19 protein-coding genes are annotated in these 18,496 nt (G+C 57.3%); 8 read left to right on the forward strand and 11 right to left on the reverse strand.

Annotated elements, in window-relative coordinates; genetic code table 11:
* The first annotated feature begins 22 nt into the window (after positions 1-22).
* From ACR0KN_RS04940 to ACR0KN_RS04975, 8 genes are read left to right on the forward strand one after another with little or no spacing between them, the layout of a single operon-like run.
* On the forward strand, positions 23-760 hold the full coding sequence (locus tag ACR0KN_RS04940) for a GntR family transcriptional regulator (RefSeq protein WP_480651817.1): 738 nt from the start codon (positions 23-25) through the stop codon (positions 758-760).
* Positions 757-1,809 (forward strand): aldo/keto reductase, encoded by a 1,053-nt coding sequence (locus ACR0KN_RS04945; RefSeq protein ID WP_480651818.1) that lies wholly within the window; start codon positions 757-759, stop codon positions 1,807-1,809. Before ACR0KN_RS04940 ends, ACR0KN_RS04945 begins: the two co-directional genes overlap by 4 nt.
* Complete coding sequence (locus tag ACR0KN_RS04950) at positions 1,799-2,227, forward strand: RbsD/FucU family protein (protein WP_480651820.1); 429 nt, start codon at positions 1,799-1,801, stop codon at positions 2,225-2,227. The genes ACR0KN_RS04945 and ACR0KN_RS04950 overlap by 11 nt, the downstream gene beginning before the upstream one ends.
* The gene (locus tag ACR0KN_RS04955; RefSeq protein ID WP_480651822.1) at positions 2,224-3,081 is read left to right on the forward strand and encodes an amidohydrolase family protein; all 858 of its coding nucleotides are present in this window, start codon (positions 2,224-2,226) and stop codon (positions 3,079-3,081) included. The genes ACR0KN_RS04950 and ACR0KN_RS04955 overlap by 4 nt, the downstream gene beginning before the upstream one ends.
* A complete protein-coding gene (locus ACR0KN_RS04960; protein WP_480651824.1) occupies positions 3,056-4,168 on the forward strand; it encodes a fumarylacetoacetate hydrolase family protein in 1,113 nt (370 codons plus the stop codon). Before ACR0KN_RS04955 ends, ACR0KN_RS04960 begins: the two co-directional genes overlap by 26 nt.
* 12 nt (positions 4,169-4,180) lie before the next feature.
* Positions 4,181-5,683 carry an aldehyde dehydrogenase (NADP(+)) gene (locus ACR0KN_RS04965; protein ID WP_480651826.1) on the forward strand — a complete coding sequence of 501 codons (1,503 nt, stop codon included), beginning with the start codon at positions 4,181-4,183 and terminating at the stop codon, positions 5,681-5,683.
* 8 nt (positions 5,684-5,691) lie between these two features.
* On the forward strand, positions 5,692-6,447 hold the full coding sequence (locus tag ACR0KN_RS04970) for an SDR family oxidoreductase (RefSeq protein WP_480651828.1): 756 nt from the start codon (positions 5,692-5,694) through the stop codon (positions 6,445-6,447).
* 18 nt (positions 6,448-6,465) lie between these two features.
* Entirely contained in the window at positions 6,466-7,308 is an 843-nt protein-coding gene (locus tag ACR0KN_RS04975; RefSeq protein WP_480651830.1) for a fumarylacetoacetate hydrolase family protein, read from the forward strand.
* Positions 7,309-8,382: 1,074 nt separating this feature from the next.
* Here the strand turns inward: ACR0KN_RS04975 and ACR0KN_RS04980 are convergent.
* The 11 genes from ACR0KN_RS04980 to ACR0KN_RS05030 all read right to left on the reverse strand — a co-directional run bounded on the left by ACR0KN_RS04980 (position 8,383) and on the right by ACR0KN_RS05030 (position 18,374).
* Positions 8,383-9,078: an RraA family protein gene (locus tag ACR0KN_RS04980; protein WP_480651832.1), complete on the reverse strand. Its 696-nt coding sequence runs from the start codon at positions 9,076-9,078 to the stop codon at positions 8,383-8,385.
* Complete coding sequence (locus tag ACR0KN_RS04985) at positions 9,075-9,770, reverse strand: alpha/beta fold hydrolase (protein WP_480651834.1); 696 nt, start codon at positions 9,768-9,770, stop codon at positions 9,075-9,077. Before ACR0KN_RS04985 ends, ACR0KN_RS04980 begins: the two co-directional genes overlap by 4 nt.
* Positions 9,767-10,891: a cobalamin-independent methionine synthase II family protein gene (locus ACR0KN_RS04990; RefSeq protein WP_480651836.1), complete on the reverse strand. Its 1,125-nt coding sequence runs from the start codon at positions 10,889-10,891 to the stop codon at positions 9,767-9,769. Before ACR0KN_RS04990 ends, ACR0KN_RS04985 begins: the two co-directional genes overlap by 4 nt.
* A 10-nt stretch (positions 10,892-10,901) precedes the next feature.
* Complete coding sequence (locus ACR0KN_RS04995) at positions 10,902-11,504, reverse strand: class I SAM-dependent methyltransferase (protein ID WP_480651838.1); 603 nt, start codon at positions 11,502-11,504, stop codon at positions 10,902-10,904.
* Positions 11,501-12,466 carry a cupin domain-containing protein gene (locus ACR0KN_RS05000; RefSeq protein WP_480651840.1) on the reverse strand — a complete coding sequence of 322 codons (966 nt, stop codon included), beginning with the start codon at positions 12,464-12,466 and terminating at the stop codon, positions 11,501-11,503. Before ACR0KN_RS05000 ends, ACR0KN_RS04995 begins: the two co-directional genes overlap by 4 nt.
* A 192-nt stretch (positions 12,467-12,658) precedes the next feature.
* Positions 12,659-13,648, reverse strand: a complete 990-nt coding sequence (locus ACR0KN_RS05005; RefSeq protein ID WP_480651842.1) for a nuclear transport factor 2 family protein — start codon at positions 13,646-13,648, stop codon at positions 12,659-12,661.
* A complete protein-coding gene (locus ACR0KN_RS05010) occupies positions 13,645-14,688 on the reverse strand; it encodes a LacI family DNA-binding transcriptional regulator (protein WP_480651844.1) in 1,044 nt (347 codons plus the stop codon). Before ACR0KN_RS05010 ends, ACR0KN_RS05005 begins: the two co-directional genes overlap by 4 nt.
* Positions 14,688-15,452 carry an SDR family NAD(P)-dependent oxidoreductase gene (locus ACR0KN_RS05015; protein WP_480651846.1) on the reverse strand — a complete coding sequence of 255 codons (765 nt, stop codon included), beginning with the start codon at positions 15,450-15,452 and terminating at the stop codon, positions 14,688-14,690. Before ACR0KN_RS05015 ends, ACR0KN_RS05010 begins: the two co-directional genes overlap by 1 nt.
* Positions 15,452-16,504 carry an ester cyclase gene (locus tag ACR0KN_RS05020; protein WP_480651848.1) on the reverse strand — a complete coding sequence of 351 codons (1,053 nt, stop codon included), beginning with the start codon at positions 16,502-16,504 and terminating at the stop codon, positions 15,452-15,454. Before ACR0KN_RS05020 ends, ACR0KN_RS05015 begins: the two co-directional genes overlap by 1 nt.
* Positions 16,501-17,832, reverse strand: a complete 1,332-nt coding sequence (gene hisD / locus ACR0KN_RS05025; RefSeq protein ID WP_480651850.1) for a histidinol dehydrogenase — start codon at positions 17,830-17,832, stop codon at positions 16,501-16,503. Before hisD ends, ACR0KN_RS05020 begins: the two co-directional genes overlap by 4 nt.
* 11 nt (positions 17,833-17,843) lie before the next feature.
* A complete protein-coding gene (locus ACR0KN_RS05030; RefSeq protein WP_480651852.1) occupies positions 17,844-18,374 on the reverse strand; it encodes an ester cyclase in 531 nt (176 codons plus the stop codon).
* Positions 18,375-18,496: the final 122 nt, after the last annotated feature.

Genomic DNA, 18,496 nt, shown 5'->3' on the forward strand with positions numbered 1-18,496 from the left:
TTAGAATGCTAAATTGCAAAGCATGAACAAACACCAAGATATTGATGCCGCGCTGCTGCCTGAGATCTCGACGATCGAAGGGCCGCTGACTCAACGGGTTCACCACTCATTGAAGCAGGCGATTCTCTCGCTTGATTTCCCACCCGGAGCGAATCTCCGGAAGGCTCCTGTGTGCGAACGATTAGGCGTATCACGCGCGCCTGTTGCGGACGCGATCGCGCGTTTGGCCTCTGAAGGGCTGGTCGATGTGGTGCCGCAATCCGGCACCCGCGTGTCCTATTTCTCGATGGATGAAATTCGCGAAGGCGTTTTCCTGCGCGAGGCGCTTGAGCTTGCAACCGTCGCCAAGGTCGCGCGCGATTTGACCGACGACCAGCGCAAGCGATTAAGCCGCAACATGCGCCTGCAAGAACTGCTGATCGAGGATGAAGATATCCCCGGCTTTTATCAGGCAGACGAAGAATTCCACGGTCTGCTGATGGAGTTTACCGGCTTCCGCCGCCTCGCGGACGTCGCCCAGACCGTTTCATTGCAAGTCAGCCGCGCCCGAATGCTGTTGCTGCCCACCCCTGGCCGGATCGCTGAAACATTGGCGGAGCACAGGGCCATTTTCGAAGCGATCAGCAATCGAAACGAACAGGCAGCGCAGGACGCTATGCGTACTCACCTTGGGCAGTTGATGCCGCGCATCGAACAACTTGAAAAGCAAAACCCCGAATTGTTCAACCTCACCCCACAGCTGAATAGCGAGGCAGGATGACCGTTTCCCAGACAGAACTACTGAACAACCGGACCAAACGGCCCGTTCCCCTGACCCGCATGGGGTTCGGCGGGGCGCCGTTGGGCAATCTGTACCGCAAAGTCTCGGACGAGGATGCGCAGGCTGCATTGCAAGCCGCCTATGACGCAGGCATCCGTTTTTTCGACACCGCGCCGCAATACGGGCTTGGCCGGTCAGAGCATCGGTTTGGGCAGGCGATCGGTCGGTTCGGTCGCGAGAACATTCAGCTTTCGACCAAGATTGGTCGCCTGTTGCTGGATTGCGAACCGCATGAGGTGACCCCTGAAGCCTTCGTCGATGTACCGCAGAAAAGAATCGTCTTCGACTATACCTATGACGGGGTGATGCGATCTTACGAGGCCAGCCGCGACAGGATCGGTGTGGCGAACTCTGACATTCTTCTGGTCCATGATGTCTGTGTCTTCAGTCAAGGCAGTCAAGAGGTTTCGGACGCCAAGGTACGCGAGCTTTTTGATGGCGGGGGTTACAAGGCTCTGACCGAATTGCGCGATGCGGGTGAAATCGCTGCAATTGGGGCGGGCGTAAACGAATGGCAGGTTTGCGAAAGGCTTCTTGGGCTGGGGGATTTCGACGGGTTCCTGCTGGCCGGACGCTATACGCTGCTGGAGCAGGAAGCGCTCGACAGTTTCCTGCCACTTTGTGAGCAGCGCGATGTCGGGATCATCCTTGGGGGGCCTTACAATTCAGGCATTCTCGCCACCGGAGCTGTACCCGGCGCCAAGTACAATTATGCAGACGCACCAGAAGACATTTTGGAACGGGTCCGTAAGATCGAAGCGGTTTGCGCGGCCCACAACACTCCGCTGATTGCGGCGGCGCTGCAATTTGTTCTGGGTCATCCCTGCGTCAAAACAGTGGTGCCCGGGGCCGTCAACGCATCCGAGGTGCAGTCCAATGTAGCATTGATGGAGCGCGACATTCCTCTGGGTCTGTGGTCGGACCTGCGATCCGAAGGCCTGATCCGACTCGACGCGCCTCTGCCAAGTGAGGCTGCAGATGCTGCGTAACATCAACCCGATCCTGTCGCCGGAGCTTCTGTATACCCTCAGGGCCATGGGCCACGGGGATGAAATCGTCATCGCAGATGCAAACTTCCCAGGCACCAGCAGCGGGCCGGGCTGCATCCGGGCGGATGGATCTTCAGCCAGTGAAGTGTTGCAAGCTGTGTTGTCGGTGATGCCGTTGGACACATTCGTTTCTGATCCGGCGTTGACCATGCAGGTTGTCGGCGACCCAGAGGCAGTTCCAGACGCCGTCGCGGACTTTCAGCGCATCATTAACTCCACCGCCGACAACCCCGCCAAGGCGCAGGGCTTAGAACGGTTTGCATTCTACGACCGTGCTGCCAACGCTTTTGCTATCGTTCAGACCGGCGAACGCAGGCTTTATGGCAACATCATCCTGAAAAAGGGTGTGATCGAATGAGGATCGACGCACATCAGCATTTCTGGGCTTTGGCGCGTGGCGATTATGGCTGGCTGACGCCCGATCTGAGTACGATCTACCGAGATTTCACACCGGACGATCTAATGCCCCTGCTTAAGGCTGCCGGGATCGACGGCACAGTCCTTGTCCAGGCGGCGCCCACTGTGGCTGAGACGGAATATATGCTCTCGCTGGCCGACCAGAATACGTTCATCAAAGGTGTTGTCGGCTGGGTTGATCTTGAAGCCGATGATGTTGGCGTGCAGATTGCTGCGCTAACTGCCCATCCGGCACTGGTCGGTCTTCGCCCGATGATACAGGACATCGCTGACCCTCTGTGGATGCTCGGCGACACGCTGCCTCCAGCTTTCGAGGCTGTTCAACGGCATGACCTGACATTCGACGCATTGACCTTGCCCCAACACTTGGGCCCGCTCAGACAACTTCTGGGGCGCCACCCCGATATGCGTGTGGTCATCGACCATGGATCGAAACCGTTGATCAAAGACGCGATCTTGGACGGCTGGTCCGAAGACATGTCGACATTGGCCCGAGATACCAGTGCATGGTGCAAGCTGTCCGGTCTTGTGACGGAAGCTGCCGCAGATTGGACGATCGAAGACCTGCGCCCCTATGTGGATCACCTGCTGAACACTTTCGGCCCGTCGCGTTTGATCTGGGGCAGCGATTGGCCGGTTTGCACTTTGGCCACCAGCTACGAACGCTGGTGTGAAAGCACCGACGCGCTGCTGAACCAGCTGAGCAACGCAGAACGCCAGGCGATCATGGGTGGTAACGCCGCCCGGGCCTATAACCTCAGGGATTTAAATGACCATACCTACATTGGAATCTAATGGGCTGTGGCTCGGCCGTCTTGAGCGTGCTGGGGTCGGACCCAGCGTGGTAACACTGCGCAGTGGGCGGGTTGTCGATATTACATCGAAAACTGCACCCACCGTCCGAGACATTCTGGAACGCGAAGACCCAGCGGATTATCTGCGCAATGCACAAGGTGAAGAAATCGGTCCTTTTGACGCCAACCACCAATGGCTCGCGCCGTGCGATCTGCAGGCGGTTAAGGCCTGCGGTGTCACATTTGCGGGCTCAATGGTCGAGCGCGTGATCGAAGAACAGGCCGCAGGCGATCCTGCCAAAGCCGATGCGATCCGCGCGCGCGTCGGGGACCGGATCGGAGACAGCCTCTCGAACATCGTACCGGGATCGGACGCCGCCGCAGAGGTCAAAGAAGCACTGATCGCGGAAGGTCTCTGGAGCCAGTATCTGGAAGTCGGGATCGGACCCGATGCCGAGGTGTTTTCAAAGGCGCAAGTCCTTTCGTCAGTCGGCTTCGGTGCAGATATTGGACTGCACCCCGTTTCAACCTGGAACAATCCCGAACCCGAAGTTGTACTGGCCGTTACCTCAAAAGGCGAGATCAAAGGCGCAACGCTGGGCAATGATGTGAACCTGCGCGATGTCGAAGGACGTTCAGCTCTGTTGTTGAGCAAAGCCAAGGACAACAACGCCTCCTGCGCGATCGGACCGATGATCCGGTTGTTCGATGATGGGTTCACACTGAACGATGTACGTCAGACTGAGCTGAAGCTGACCGTCACCGGACCGGATGGGTTTGTCCTGAACGGCAGCTCATCGATGTCTCAGATCAGTCGTGATCCTGCCGATCTTGTGAAGCAGACAATCGGACGCCACCACCAATATCCTGACGGCCTGATGCTGTTTCTTGGCACGCTCTTCGCCCCCACCCAGGACCGGGATACCCCAGGCGGTGGGTTCACACACAAACTTGGCGACGTCGTCACCATTGCCAATGCACAACTTGGGGCACTGACAAACACCGTGCGCCTGTCGACCGAATGCGCCGAATGGACCTTCGGGGCGTCACACCTGATGCGAAACCTCGCCCATCGCGGCCTGCTGTAAGTGAGAACGAATATGTTGACTGGAAAACACCTGATCGCCGGCGAATGGGTCGGCGCAGATACGACTTTTGCATCCGAACCTGCGCATGGACCAAGCCATGACTTTTCTGTGGGGACAGCGACATTGGTCGATAACGCAGTAAAAGCGGCCGAGGCAGCGTTTGCCACTTTCGGGTGGTCCTCGCGCACCGAGCGCGCCGCACTTCTGCGCAAAATCTCGGAGGAGATTGACGCACGCGGCGATGCCATCACCGAGATCGGAACGCAGGAAACCGGCCTGCCCGAGGCGCGCCTGCAGGGGGAACGTGGCCGCACCGTGGGTCAACTGCGCCTCTTCGCCGATCACATCGAAGCGGGTGATTATCTGGACATGCGCCATGACCCGGCCATGCCGGAACGCGCGCCCCTGCCCCGCCCCGACCTGCGCATGATCCAGCGCCCGCTGGGTCCTGTCGCAGTGTTTGGTGCGTCGAACTTTCCGCTGGCCTTCTCGGTTGCGGGGGGCGATGCCGCCGCGGCACTGGCCGCAGGATGCCCGGTTGTTGTCAAAGGCCATTCCGCCCATCCGGGTACAGGTGAGGTCGTTGCGCAAGCCATCGACGCCGCCATTAAGGCGACCGGGGTTCACCCCGGAGTGTTTTCACTGGTTCAAGGCGGCAAACGGGATGTGGGCACGCGTCTGGTGCAACATCCTCTGATCCGGGCCGTAGGTTTCACTGGTAGCCTTGGTGGTGGACGGGCATTGTTTGACCTGTGCGCGCAACGGGACGAACCCATTCCGTTCTTTGGCGAGCTGGGCTCGGTCAATCCAATGTTTATCTTGCCTCAAGCAGCAGCCGCGCGAGGGGCCGAGATCGGCGCGGGCTGGGCGGCTTCGCTAACGATGGGCGCCGGTCAGTTCTGCACCAATCCCGGCATTACCGTGATCATTGATGGGCCTGATGCTGAGGCGTTTCAGTCCGCAGCTGAGACCGGGTTGTCTTCGGTGGCTGACCAGACAATGCTGACCGATGGAATTGCGGCAGCCTATCGCGACGGCGTTTCGCGCGTCGCCGCCGGAACAGGTGTATCCAAGATCATGGGCACCAGTTGCGAGACACGCGATGCCGCGCCTTACCTGTTCGCAGTTTCCGGCGATGACTGGCTGGCCGATCACAAACTGCAGGAAGAGGTTTTCGGACCATTGGGCATTATCGTGCGCGTGAAAGACACCTCTCAGATGCAACTGATCGCGCAGGCCATCGAAGGGCAACTGACCTGCACACTGCATCTGGACGCAGGCGACAAACCCGACGCTCTGGCGCTGCTTCCGCTGCTTGAACGAAAAGCGGGGCGGCTGCTGGCCAACAGCTTCCCAACTGGCGTCGAAGTGTGCGACAGCATGGTTCACGGCGGCCCCTACCCCGCCTCAACCAACTTTGGCGCGACCTCCGTGGGAACATTGTCGATCCGCCGTTTCTTGCGGCCGGTTTGTTATCAGGACATCCCAACGGACCTACTGCCCGAGAACCTGTGAGGCACCCAATGACGACATTCGAACCATCGAACCGGCTTGCAGGCAAAACCGCCCTGATCACAGCTGCCGGGCAAGGCATTGGCCGCGCAACCGCCGAATTGTTTGCGGCCGAAGGCGCGCGCGTGATCGCCAGCGACATCAACGATGCTTCTCTAACCGAATTGGGCGGCATCGCGGGTATCGAACCGCTCAGACTGGACGTAACAGACAATGAAGCTGTTACAGCCGCTACGGCCGACCTGCCGAATCTGGACATTCTGTTTAACTGCGCAGGCTATGTTGCGGGAGGCTCTATTCTTGAGTGTGAAGAACAGGATTGGGACTTCAGCTTTGACCTCAACGTCAAAGCCATGTTCAGACTGATCCGCCTGACCCTTCCGGGAATGCTGGAAGTCGGCGGTGGGTCAATCATCAATATGTCTTCAGTCGCATCATCCATAAAGGGCGTACCTAACCGATTTGCCTATTGTGCATCAAAGGCAGCGGTCATAGGCCTGACCAAATCCGTGGCCGCCGATTTCGTAACTCAAGGCATCCGATGCAACGCGATTTGTCCCGGAACCGTCGACAGCCCCAGCCTGCATGACAGGTTGCGCGCCACCGGTGACTATGAACAAGCAATGACGGATTTCATTGCCCGTCAACCGATGGGTCGTATTGGTACAGCGGAAGAAATCGCAGAACTGGCTCTGTATTTGGCCAGTGATGCAAGCAAATACACGTCGGGTCAGCCTTTTGCCATTGATGGCGGCTGGACGATCTGAGCAGGAAGGAACCTTACAATGAAACTGCTACGTTATGGCGCCAAGGGCGTTGAAAAACCCGGTATTTTGGCGTCGGACGGCTCAGTGCGTGACCTTTCCGGCGTTATCGATGAGATCTCGGGCGACACACTTGGCGACACAGTTCTTGAGAAATTGCGGGCAACAGATGCGGACAGCCTACCGGTGGTAGATGGAGATCCACGCATTGGTCCTTGCGTTGGCAATGTCGGCAAATTCATCTGCATAGGTCTGAACTATGCCGATCACGCGGCAGAAAGCGGCATGGAACTCCCTGCTGAACCAGTAATTTTCTTCAAGGCCACCTCGGCCATCATCGGCCCCAACGATACGGTCGAAATCCCGCGCGGCTCGGTCAAAACCGACTGGGAAGTGGAGCTGGGCGTGGTCATCGGCAAAGAGGCCAAATACGTATCCGAGGCCGAAGCCATGGATCACGTAGCCGGGTATTGCGTGGTCAACGACTTGTCAGAACGAGATTTTCAGCTCCATCGCTCGGGTCAATGGGTCAAGGGAAAGTCCGCCGATACGTTTGGCCCAATCGGCCCCTGGCTGGTGACAAGAGACGAGGTGCCAGACCCGCAAAACCTGCCGATGTATCTTGAGGTGAACGGGCAACGGTATCAGGATGGTTCAACCAAAACGATGCATTTTGGTGTGGCAACCGTCATTTCGCATCTGTCGCAGTTTATGTCGCTGCAACCCGGGGACGTGATTTCGACAGGAACACCGCCTGGCGTGGGTATGGGGCAAGAACCTCAGACTTATCTGAAGCCAGGCGATACAATGGAACTGGGGATTGAGGGGCTGGGCGTCCAGCGACAGGATGTCATCGCTGGATAGTGGAAACTCAGCCTTTGCCCGCTGTATCTCGACGCCACTGGTTACGGAAGCGACAACCGCAGTAATTTCGACAAGAGCACCATCCCGCATCAACTTGACGAGTCGCTCTTGATGTCTTGCAATTGCGGGATCAAAATCTCTGAACGCAGAGTTTAGAGAGCGGACAATACCTTTGCTTCGTCGCTGCCCATCAACGACGAATACCCAACGACATCGGCAGCCATAATAGCGGCGAGTCGACGATGCACAGGACCCGCCTGCTTGCAGTCTAACGGATGTCACGAAATCTCGACCATGCATGTCCTTCTGTTAGTCCAACTAATTTGGCTGCCATGGCACAGGCTAAATTTCTGATTCGCATCGACGGCTCCTACTTGTCGCAGACGCAGTGAAAGTCAGCTTTTCGCCCAATCCCGCGCAAGTCGTATGACCGGCGAACTCGCTAACGTCCAAATAGTCAGAAGCGGAAAAGTGAAGCACAATACTGGGCACAAACCAATTTCCGAACACTGCCCATTGACCACATTTCATTTATTTTGTTAATTTTCAATATGTTGACAAAAAACCCTACCACCCCAGCCACCTTTTCCAGAAAAGCCCAACTGGCATAACAGTACATGTGGTGATCCATTGCATGTGCGCTGGATCAGCAAACATAGGATGTTTTTCCGCAAAATTTGGATAGGCATGCTTAATGAAGAGGTTCGCCTCAGGTTTTCTTTCTGTCTTTCTTTCAGCCAACGCCACTTGATGTCAGGCCGCGACTAATCTTCGGTTTGCCATGGCAATTTTTGCAACAATAAAACGGGTAACCTTTCGCGCGTGCTGCGGCATCAAGAAGAAAGAGCTCGTTGTGGACATCGGAGGCAGTGCAGCATCTGCTCAGGATCGTGTCAGCGCCCGATCGCGGACGGCCCAAACCGGACTTTCGAAGTTGAGTTTGTTTCTGCAACGCGGATTGTTCCGACCTGCCATTTTCAGAGTTTCTCATTGTGCACAAAAAGCAGACCGTCACACCTTAGGTGTACATTTTCTATCCACTCAACCGGCATTCATATTGATTGCTTCCCGCAATCAGATCCTGGCTTTTTCAAAGGCTGTCCAAGCGGTTTCGAATGCTTCGAAATTAAACTCCGGATGGCGGGCTGCGTCCAAGACAATACGTTCTGTCGACAAAAGCTTTTGTATTGCAGCTTCTAATCGATCGACGACATCCTCGGGCACGACCAGCGCGCCATGACGGTCGGCATGGACCAATTCGCCCGGATTAACGGTCAGGCCAAAAACTGAAACCGGCGTATCAATCTTGCGAATGTGGACGAAACCGTGGCTCGGCCCGACGGAACCGGCAACAACCGGAAACCCCACAGGTAAGTCCCCGAGATCGCGCATGACACCATTGGTTACGACACCGGAAATACCGAACCCCTTGTGGACAGAGGTATTGATTTCACCCCAATACGCTCCGATGCAATCAGGAAAATCCAAATCTTCGATCACAGCAACACAGGGGCTGGGCGCTTCAGCCATGTATTTGTAATAAGCCATCCGTCGGGTTTTGATGACGTCAGACGGTTCAGTCGGTGGATTGACTGCTGCAATCTTTGCAGTACGAGCATAGCCGACGATCGCTGGCTCATCGGGGGCGGAGCACAACATGGTGTCGCGCGTAAACCTGTCGAACCCTCGCTTGCCCTGTGCCACTTCAATGGCGTTGCAAACAGTGGGGGTGTCGACCTTGCGAAGTAGGCACAGAAGGGATGGTGTCATGTGTCCTCCAACCAGCGGATCAATGCCGCTGTGGTATTTTGTGGTTGTTCCAATGTCGGGAGATGCCCTGCGCCCTCAATGATCTCCAGCGAGCTGTGCGGCAGCAGATCATGCATCATCTGGTGGCGCTCAACAGGGCACAACTTGTCTTCTCGCCCACACAGAACCAGAGCCTTTCCGGTATAAGCCTTCAGGGTCGCACTTTGGTCCGGGCGGTCTATCAGAGCCTGCGATTGGCGCAAGAAAACGTCTGGGCCTAATTCGGTGGCCATTGCCATGCACATATCCAAGATAGCCCCCTGGTTTGGCCCGTCCGCCAAGTAACTGGGCTTCATCTCGTCATGCATCACCGTCCTCAGTTTGCCGTTACGAACGGCGGCCATCTGAGGTTCGCGACGGGCTTTTACCTCTGGTTTTTCGACCAGCGGGTTAGTGTCGAGCAAAGCCAGTCGCAAGACACGTTCAGGGGCCTGACGCAATACTTCCATTGCCACGATCCCTCCCATCGACAAACCTGCCAGAGCGAAATCGGGCGGCGCATTTTGCAGGATATCATGAGCCATGGCCTGCACGTTGTTGTGCCGTGACAAAGGGAATGTCATCACAGGCCTGCTGCCCGACAGAGCATTGATTTGCGGGCCAAAGAGGCGGGCATCGCACATCATGCCCGGCAAGAAGATCAAAGGTGTCATGCCGTGGCCAGCTTTGCCCCATCAGACAGCGCCGACAACTTGGCGTAGGCAATCTGAGGGTCGACAGCGCCAAAGCCCGCAAAAGTGCCAAAGCCGCAATCGCTGCCCGCTATCACACGGTCTGTGCCAACAATTTCTGTAAAACGCTCGATCCGCTGGGCCACGAGTTCGGGATGCTCGACGAAATTGGTGGTGGTATCGACCACGCCGGGCACCAAAATCTTGTCATCGGGTATCTCCGCGCTGCGGTCGCGAAACACCGTCCACTCGTGGGCGTGTCGCGGGTTCGAGGTCTCGAACAGGATATAACGCGACTTGGTCGCCATCAGGGTGTTGAACACCTTGTCCATTGCGATGTCACAGCAATGCGGGCCTTCGTAGTTGCCCCAGCAGATATGCACCCGCACACGATCCTGTGGGACGTTTTGAAGCGCGTGATTCAGGGCCTCCACATGCATGTTGGCAATCTTGACGAACTCATCATCTGATTGGTCGGTGAACAGCATATGGCGCGACAAGGCCAGATCGGGGCAATCCAGTTGCAGATCCAAACCAGCAGCCACGATGGTTTCGTATTCCTCTTGCATGGCATCGGCCAGCGCCGCCAGATAGGCCTCGCGCGTGGGATAGAAGTCATTCTGCAAAAACAACGATATCACCCCCGGGGACGCAGCATTCATGAAACCGCGCTCGGCCCCATGCTGCGCCATAGCCGCTTTTAGGTTGGCTATGTCCTTCTCCAACTCGCCTTGCCCTTTTGATCGCACCTCGCCGGTGCACATCGGACGTGCGTATTGCGGTGTCCCACCTTCATTGGCCAGTCGCTGCAGGAAACCGGGGAACATCTTGAGGTCTGCCGGCGCGTTGCGAGGGCTGTCACCGGAAAATCCAGTGTAGCGATCTTTGACATAGGTCGCGTAAGAAATCTTCGAGGTTTCGCCATCGCTGACAATGTCGACACCGGCCTCGACCTGTTTGCGCATTGTCTCTGAAACCGCATCGGTCATGCAGGCATCAAAAGCAGCGGTATCGTAGGTTTCACCGTTTTCGCGGGCGAAAATGAAATCCACAACGTCTTGTGTTCGGGGCAGAGACCCAACATGTGTGGTTTTGATAGTCATCAGAGCCTCCTTAAATTTTGCGCGCCATCAGGATCGTGTGGCTTTGGGTTTCAGGGTCTTCGGCCAGATACCCGGTCATTTGCAATCCGTTTTCCTCAAGACACGTCGCGTAACCGGCCGGGGACAACGAGGCGTGATAGACAAGCTCTGATCCCACCGTGCCGCTGACTTCTCCGGCGCGAGGTCCGACGGTCAGCATGAGCATTCCGCCGAGTCGCAAATGACGCGCCATGCGGGCGATACAATCTTTTTGCTCATCCGCTGTCAGGTGAAAAAAGCTGTTCCAGGCGATGATGCCATCGAATTGCTGGTCTAACTCAAAGTTTCGCATATCAGCATGCCGCCAATCCCCATCAGGCCAGCGGTCACGGGCAATGGCCAGCATCGCCTCGGCAAAATCGACACCTGTTACAGCGAACCCCTCAGCCATGAACCAGCGTGCAATCGGGTCGCCTGTGCCGCAGCCCAGATCCAGTACATGGTCACCTGGCTTGAGGCTGGCCGTGAAGCGCGCCAGCCAGCGCGCTTCGAACAGAGCCTTAGAGCGGCGCTTGTCATATTCCGTGGCTTGCCGCTCATAAACGGCATGGGTGTCGTTTGGGTCAGCGTTCATCCTGTCCAGGTCGCTCCTGCCGGGTCATCGGTTGCGGTGATACGGTACAGGCCCGCCTGCCCGGTCATCGAAGGTTGCACGGTATAGGATTCACCAGTCAGAACCAAAGCCGTGTCGCCGGTCGACAAAGTGGTTTCATGATCGTCGATCGAAACACGCCAGTGGCCGCTGGCCGGCATAAGAACCACAGGTTTTTCTGCCGCGATCGACTCGGTCACAGCGGACCCTCGCCCAAGGAAATCAACCTCGAAACCGGGTTTATCCTTGATCATTCCGTTTTCGCCAATCACCTGCGCGGGCTTGTTGGCCGACGACGCCATCAGGTCCCAATACCGCGCGACGTATTTACCGACGACATCCTCGACCGGAACCTCGGGGTAGCCTTTCAATTGCTCTTCGGTCAGCAAAGGCATTGGTCGGACGTTGTGAGGCAGTTCCTGCCCCTTTTTGGAGTCGTAAAGCACGCCATTATCGCCCAGCATCAGCCCATGTGCCTGCGCATCTTCGATGACTTGAGGTGCCCATGTCACTCCGCCGCCCGCGTCGTCACCGCCCAGGATCGACATGATCATGCCGTAGTCCTGACCGACGTTTTCGAAACCGCGGAAGATGCCGGTCGGGATGTTGAAGATATCGCCCTCCTCGGCGATGAACTCGCCAGCGGTGCCATAACGACCCCAGAAAAACCGCCAACGGCCTTTGGCGACAAAGAAGACTTCGGCCGTCGTGTGGCTGTGCAGAGAGTTCCGGCACTTCGGCGGCTGGCCCGCAGCGCCGATGTTGAAGCCAATCTTGTCAGTGATATGCACGTGCTGATCCGGGGATTCCGAGACGCCGCCGCCGATGATTGTAAAATTCTCTTTCTGATCGCTGCCCGGGGTATGGGCGTCGATAAATGCAGTTTTGCACGGCTGGAGTTCACCGTAGCGAACAATGCGGGAAGAGATGGTTGATTTCGACATTTTGTAAGTTCCGATTCTACGTTTTCAGGAATGGTGGTTTGCGTGCGTGTGCTGCACGCCCCCTCACTCACCTGGCGGACGCAGGTTCAAACGCCGTGCACGCAGGCTTTGACGGTGCAAATGAAAACGCCGAAGGGTCCCGGTCTCACTCAGACCATCCACAAGGATGCGATATGCGACCGGGCGCACCACTCAGACCTCGCCGCTCTGCAATAGGATTTGCTTCCAGACCGAGGTTTCATCGAACAGAGTATATTCGCGGCGCAACTGCGGCTGTCCACCAATCAAGGCGCCAAACTCGGCATGGCTGATGCCGAGGACATACACCTGTGCACCCGTCGGTGCGCCAAACACGCCCCAGCCGTCATGTTTGCCCCACAGGCTCCAACGGATTGCGGCGCGGGGTGGCATATCCGGATCATCGCGCCCGATCTGGTGCTCGATCTTGAATTCAGCGTTCGGGAAACTTGCCCGCAGACCCATCCAGAAACGATCGACAGCATCCCTGCCATGACCGGTCACGCCGCCCACATATTCCGATTGAACTGCCCGGTCATATTCGGACTCAATCGCACCCATATCGGCGTTCATGATCCGGGTCAGAATGTCGGCATAGCGCTGCCCCCATTCATTGTCGTTTCCGCGGCTCTTGTACGGCCCCGGCTGATCGACTTCGGGGGTCAGGGGTTTGACGCAATTATCCGAACCACCCTCGCGGGTAATCAGATCGGCGGCATATTCCTTTGGATCCCATCCCATCTGGCGGACGATGGCACCCTGATCGCGGATGAGCCATTCGTCGTTGATCTGATTGTTGATGGCGTGGCAATCGGCCAGAATCCGATAGCGCAGTTTTGTTCCCGTTGGCTTGCCGTAAACACCCTCGGCCAGATGCGTGGCCGTTGAGATGATACGGTGAGAACTCAGCATCCCTTCTTCGGGGGTACCGGACCAGATCACATCCTCGCCTAACAACTGCCGATCCGGAAATTCGGCCAGCGTCGCCATGGTCGCGCCGATCACATTCTGATTGCCCAACACCACCGAACCGGGCGAGCGCACGACAATATCTTCGCTGTAATAGTCGTGCAGCGTCGCGATACCCCGGTCTTCCCAAATCTCTTTGGTGATACCGATGATATAGTCGGGGAAGTCCCGGAACTTGGGATCAAAGCCTTTCATGTTTCCATCCTTTGCGGCGTCCAGCCTTTGGGCAGCCGTGCCGATGTACGCACGATCAGCGGCCCGTCAATCGCGACCTTGCGTGCCGTGGTGGCTGTCGGGTTTTCAATATGGTCCAAAAGGGCGTCAACGGTCTCGGCAACCATCAGGTTGGCCCGCTGACGAATGGTGGTGAGGTTGTAGGCAAGCCAAGCTGCCTGTGGGACGTCATCATATCCAACGACTGATACGTCTTCGGGTACACGCAATCCCAGCTCGAACCGGATAACGTCCATGACGGCAAGAGCCATGTGGTCATTGGCGACGAAAACCGCGTCGGGCCGTTTCTGCGGCTCGACATCGAACATACGACGTGCCACCAAGCGCGCGTTCTCGGTGTGAAACTCTCCGATTTCATGAGCGTAGAGGTCCTGGCCCGCATCGCTCAGAGCTGCCCGGAAGCCAGCTTCGCGGTCTCGCTGGGTTGATGCGCCTTGCCACCCGGCGATGTAAGCGATGCGGCTGTGACCTGCCGCGATAAGGAACTCGGCCACCTTACGACCGCCCGCATAGTTATCAGACGTGACCGATGTGATCCCGTCGATGTCCTGACTACGGTTGAACAGCACCACCGGCACACCGGCCTGTTGGCACCGCGTTGCGATATCGGACGACATCGCGACCGACGCCAGAATGACGCCATCAACCTGGTAATCGAGGATTTCCTCCATCACGTCGTCAATGTTTCCCGCTGTTCTGGAGGCCATGAAGATTAGGACATGATAGCCCTGCTCCTGCAACTCGTTCGACAACTTCTCGAGTGCTTCGGGATAGAAATAATTGTCCAGATAGGCGACCACCAACCCGATGATGCGGCTTTTGCCGGATACCATTGCGCGTGCCAACACATTGGGGCGATAGCCCAATTCAGTAGCGGCCTTTCGTACTTTCTCTTCAGTCTTCTTGCTGACCGAAGCCCCGGGCGTGAAGACTCGGCTAACCGCGGATTGGCTGACCCCTGCAAGCTGGGCGACCTGAAGTGATGTTACTTTCTCAGCCATCAGTCTGCCGTCCAACCCCCGTCAATCAACATCGAAGTGCCCGTGACCAGCGCCGAGGCATCCGATGCAAGGTAGCGGACTGCGCCCATTATGTCCTCGACCTCACCCACCCGGTCCAACTTGATCTTCTCCATGATCCAGGCGGCGCGTTCGGGGTTGTCAAAGGTGGATTGGGTCAGAGGCGTTCTTATGAACGTCGGGCAAATCGTATTGATCCGGATGCCCTGTTTTCCCCATTCGATGGCCATTGATTTGACCATTCCTTCCAACCCGTGTTTGGTCGCACAATAGAGCGCTCGCTCGACCCCGCCGACATGTCCCATCTGGCTGGAGATATGGATGATCGAACCAGGCTTACCGGCGTCGATCAATGCGCGGGCCGCGTAGGCCGAAAGGAAATAGGCCGAACGTAGATTAACACCTGTCACGACATCGAAATCTTCGGGTGTGGTTTCAATTGCGGGGCTGTGTCGTGCGACCCCGGCGGAGTTCACCACGATATCAAAGGCGCTCGTTTCAATGAGCTGTCTTAGCGCCCCCAAATCGACCTGATCCAACACAAGAGTCTCAGCTGACCAACCCTGCGCTTGCAGAGCAGCGACGGTGTCGTTCAAACGGTCCGCACCTCGGGCCGCGCAGACGACATGCGCGCCTGCCTCGGCCAAAGCCACCGCACAACCCTGCCCGATGCCTGAGGAGGCTCCGGTAACAAGGGCGGTTTTTCCGTTCAGGGAAAACGAAGGGGTGCGCGGCAAGTCGGTCATCAGTTCATTCCATCCGGTATTTCAATGCGGCCCATGTTGCGGGCCTTGTTGAATTCCCGCAGACGGGCAAAGACGTCAACGCCAAGCTGCCGGTAGGCGTCCAGCAAATCGACCAACACCCAGTTTTCCCGGATGCGCCCGTTTTCCAGCCGCCAAAAATCGAGGCTGCGCATAGTGATTTTCTTGCCTGAAGGGGCGATTCCCAGCCAACCGTCGTGGGTCACCGTCTGTATCATATTGGGCCAGCCAGTCACGGCCGCGTATTCGCCGTCACCAAAGAAATGATAGGTGATCTCGTCCACGTACTGCCCCCGGTCAGGCATCCCGCTAAGAAACGGGATCTGGTGCCAGTTGCGGAACCCCGCATACCCGCGCCCGGTACCGATGCCCGAAGGACCGTACCAGTTCATCCGGGGATGCCAGAACCGCTCCATCTCCATCACCTCGGGGCCGCCTTGCGACGGGTGTTTCTTGAGGTGCTCCAGCATGTCGATGATGTGCTGACAGGTCGCCTTACCCTTGACCGAGTCATAGGGGCCGGGCACGAAACCGTCCTGCGTGGCCGGTCCGGGCACATGCCATTCGCGCCCCAAGCTGGGGGCCATCGGCCAGGCACCCGCCTGCATCATCACCTCGGGGATATCCCAAAGCGCCTGCATTTCAACGACCTTACCGTCCTCGAAGCGATAGAATTCGTGGAACCTCATGGAAACCTGATGCCCGGTAGGCGGGATATCGAGCCACGGACCTATGAAGGTACCCGTGTAATAGCCCCCGCATCCGACCCAGTCCGCACCGTCTTCGTCTGGCCCGGCCATGACGATGTAATCGCGACGCTCCAGGTCGGGCCAGGCGGCCAACAGGTCTTTGAGGGCGCAATCATAGAAAGCATCGCTGCCGATGCTGTCGCCAAAGGGATGGCACAGGTGGAACACCGTGTCTGGAGACGTAGCCTCGGCCAGCGCCTTGCGGACACCGGCCTCGGAAAAGTCATACATCGCGGCCCTGAGCGCAGCTATCAGGGCCTTGTGCCGGGTGTGCGGGTCACTCATTCAGCAGCATCCCGATACGGTGCGGGTTCGCCATAGGGCACATTGATGCCGCCATATCGACGCACTCGGACGTTGCATTGTTCGGCATGACCAACGAAGCCTTCCAGCATGCACAGACGCGAGCCGTATTCGCCGATCAGCGTCGCCGCCTCGTCGGTCAGAACTTTTTGATAGCTATGAGTTTTCATATACTTACCCACCCAGAGCCCACCTGTGTAACGTCCGGCTTTCTTGGTCGGCAGTGTGTGGTTGGTACCAATCACCTTATCGCCATTCGAAACATTTGTTCGCGGACCAAGGAACAACGCGCCGTAGCAAGTCATGTTCTCGAGGAACCAATCGTCGCGATCTGTCATCACCTGAACATGCTCCGAGGCGATGTCATCGGCAACCTGCAGCATCTCGCCATAAGTGTCACAGACGATCACCTCGCCATATTCTTCCCACGACACTTTCGCGGTTCCTGCGGTCGGTAGGATTCCCAGCAGGCGGTCCACCTCGGCCAAGGTGTCCTCAGCCAATTTGCGCGAGTTGGTCAGCAGCACGCAGGGGCTGTTATAGCCGTGCTCGGCCTGCCCCAGCAGGTCAGTGGCGCAAAGCTCTGCGTCTGCGGCGGACTCGTCAGCGATAACCATCGTCTCGGTCGGGCCGGCGAAAAGATCGATACCGACACGGCCGAACAGTTGCCGCTTGGCCTCGGCCACGTAGGCGTTACCGGGACCGACCAGCATATGCACGGGGTCGATGGACTCGGTCCCCAGCGCCATCGCACCGATCGCCTGAATCCCGCCCATGACATAGATCTCATGTGCACCACCCAAATGCATCGCTGCAATCACTGCCGGGTTGGGCTTGCCTTTGAACGGAGGTGTACAGGCGATGATGCGCGGAACACCGGCGACCGAAGCCGTAGCCACCGACATATGCGCCGACGCCACCATCGGAAACTTGCCGCCGGGTACATAGCAGCCCACTGATTGAACCGGGATATTCTTGTGGCCCAGAATTACGCCCGGCAGGGTTTCCACTTCGATATCCAGCATCGAGTCGCGCTGCGCCTGTGCGAAGTTGCGCACCTGTTCCTGCGCGAACTTGATATCGGCCAGTTCCCTGCCCGTCAGCTGACCGATCAGATCATCGATTTCCTGCTGAGACAGACGGAACGACGGCGGTGAGTAGTTGTCGAACTTCTCACTCAGATCGCGTACCGCAGCATCACCACGGGTTTCGATATCTTTCAGGGTCGCCTCAACCACGGCGCGGGTTTTGGCGTCATCTTCGGCCCGGTCAGCGTCAGACTTACCGCGTTTAAGATACTCGATTGTCATGTTTCCGATCCTCAACTCTCGGGCCGGGGCGCGACTTTTTCACCCCGGTCAAATGCTTCCCAGCCTTCGCCGTTGAACAGGTCCACGCCCAACTGCGCCGCGACATGCGCGAAGTCGACATTCACCCAGTTGTCGACAATTTTACCTTCGACCACTTTCCAGAAATCCATGTAGCGAATCTCGACCCGTTTGCCGGTGGGCGCGATGCCCAGAAACTCACCGGAATGCGTGGCCTCCTGACGGCCAAAGGCGGCTGCCCATTCGCCCATGTAAAGGCGCGCCTCATCAATGCAGGTCTTGTCCGAGAACGCAGCCTGAAATGGGCGCTGCCAGTTATCCTGAAACTCTTTCAAACCAGTTTTGGTGCCGCAGCCCTGATTGCCCATCCAGCGAAAGCCCGGGGCGAAGAATTCACCAATATCATCAATGCGGTGGTCGTTCAGTCCATCCACCATGGTTTCAATCACACGGCGTGTCTCATCTGTTTTGCTGAGATCCGTGTCGCGGGTCAGAACCGCTTGTTCGGGGCGAGAACCTTTCATGTCTCATGTCCTTTCAGATTGCTTGGGGAAGAGTTTGGGGAAAGGTCCCCCAAGGCTCAGAAAATCCCTGGGCATCCTGTTCAGCGCCGGGTGTCGCGACATGGCGCTATGTCGGGCGTTTT

Source organism: Ruegeria sp. AP7, from assembly GCF_056539905.1.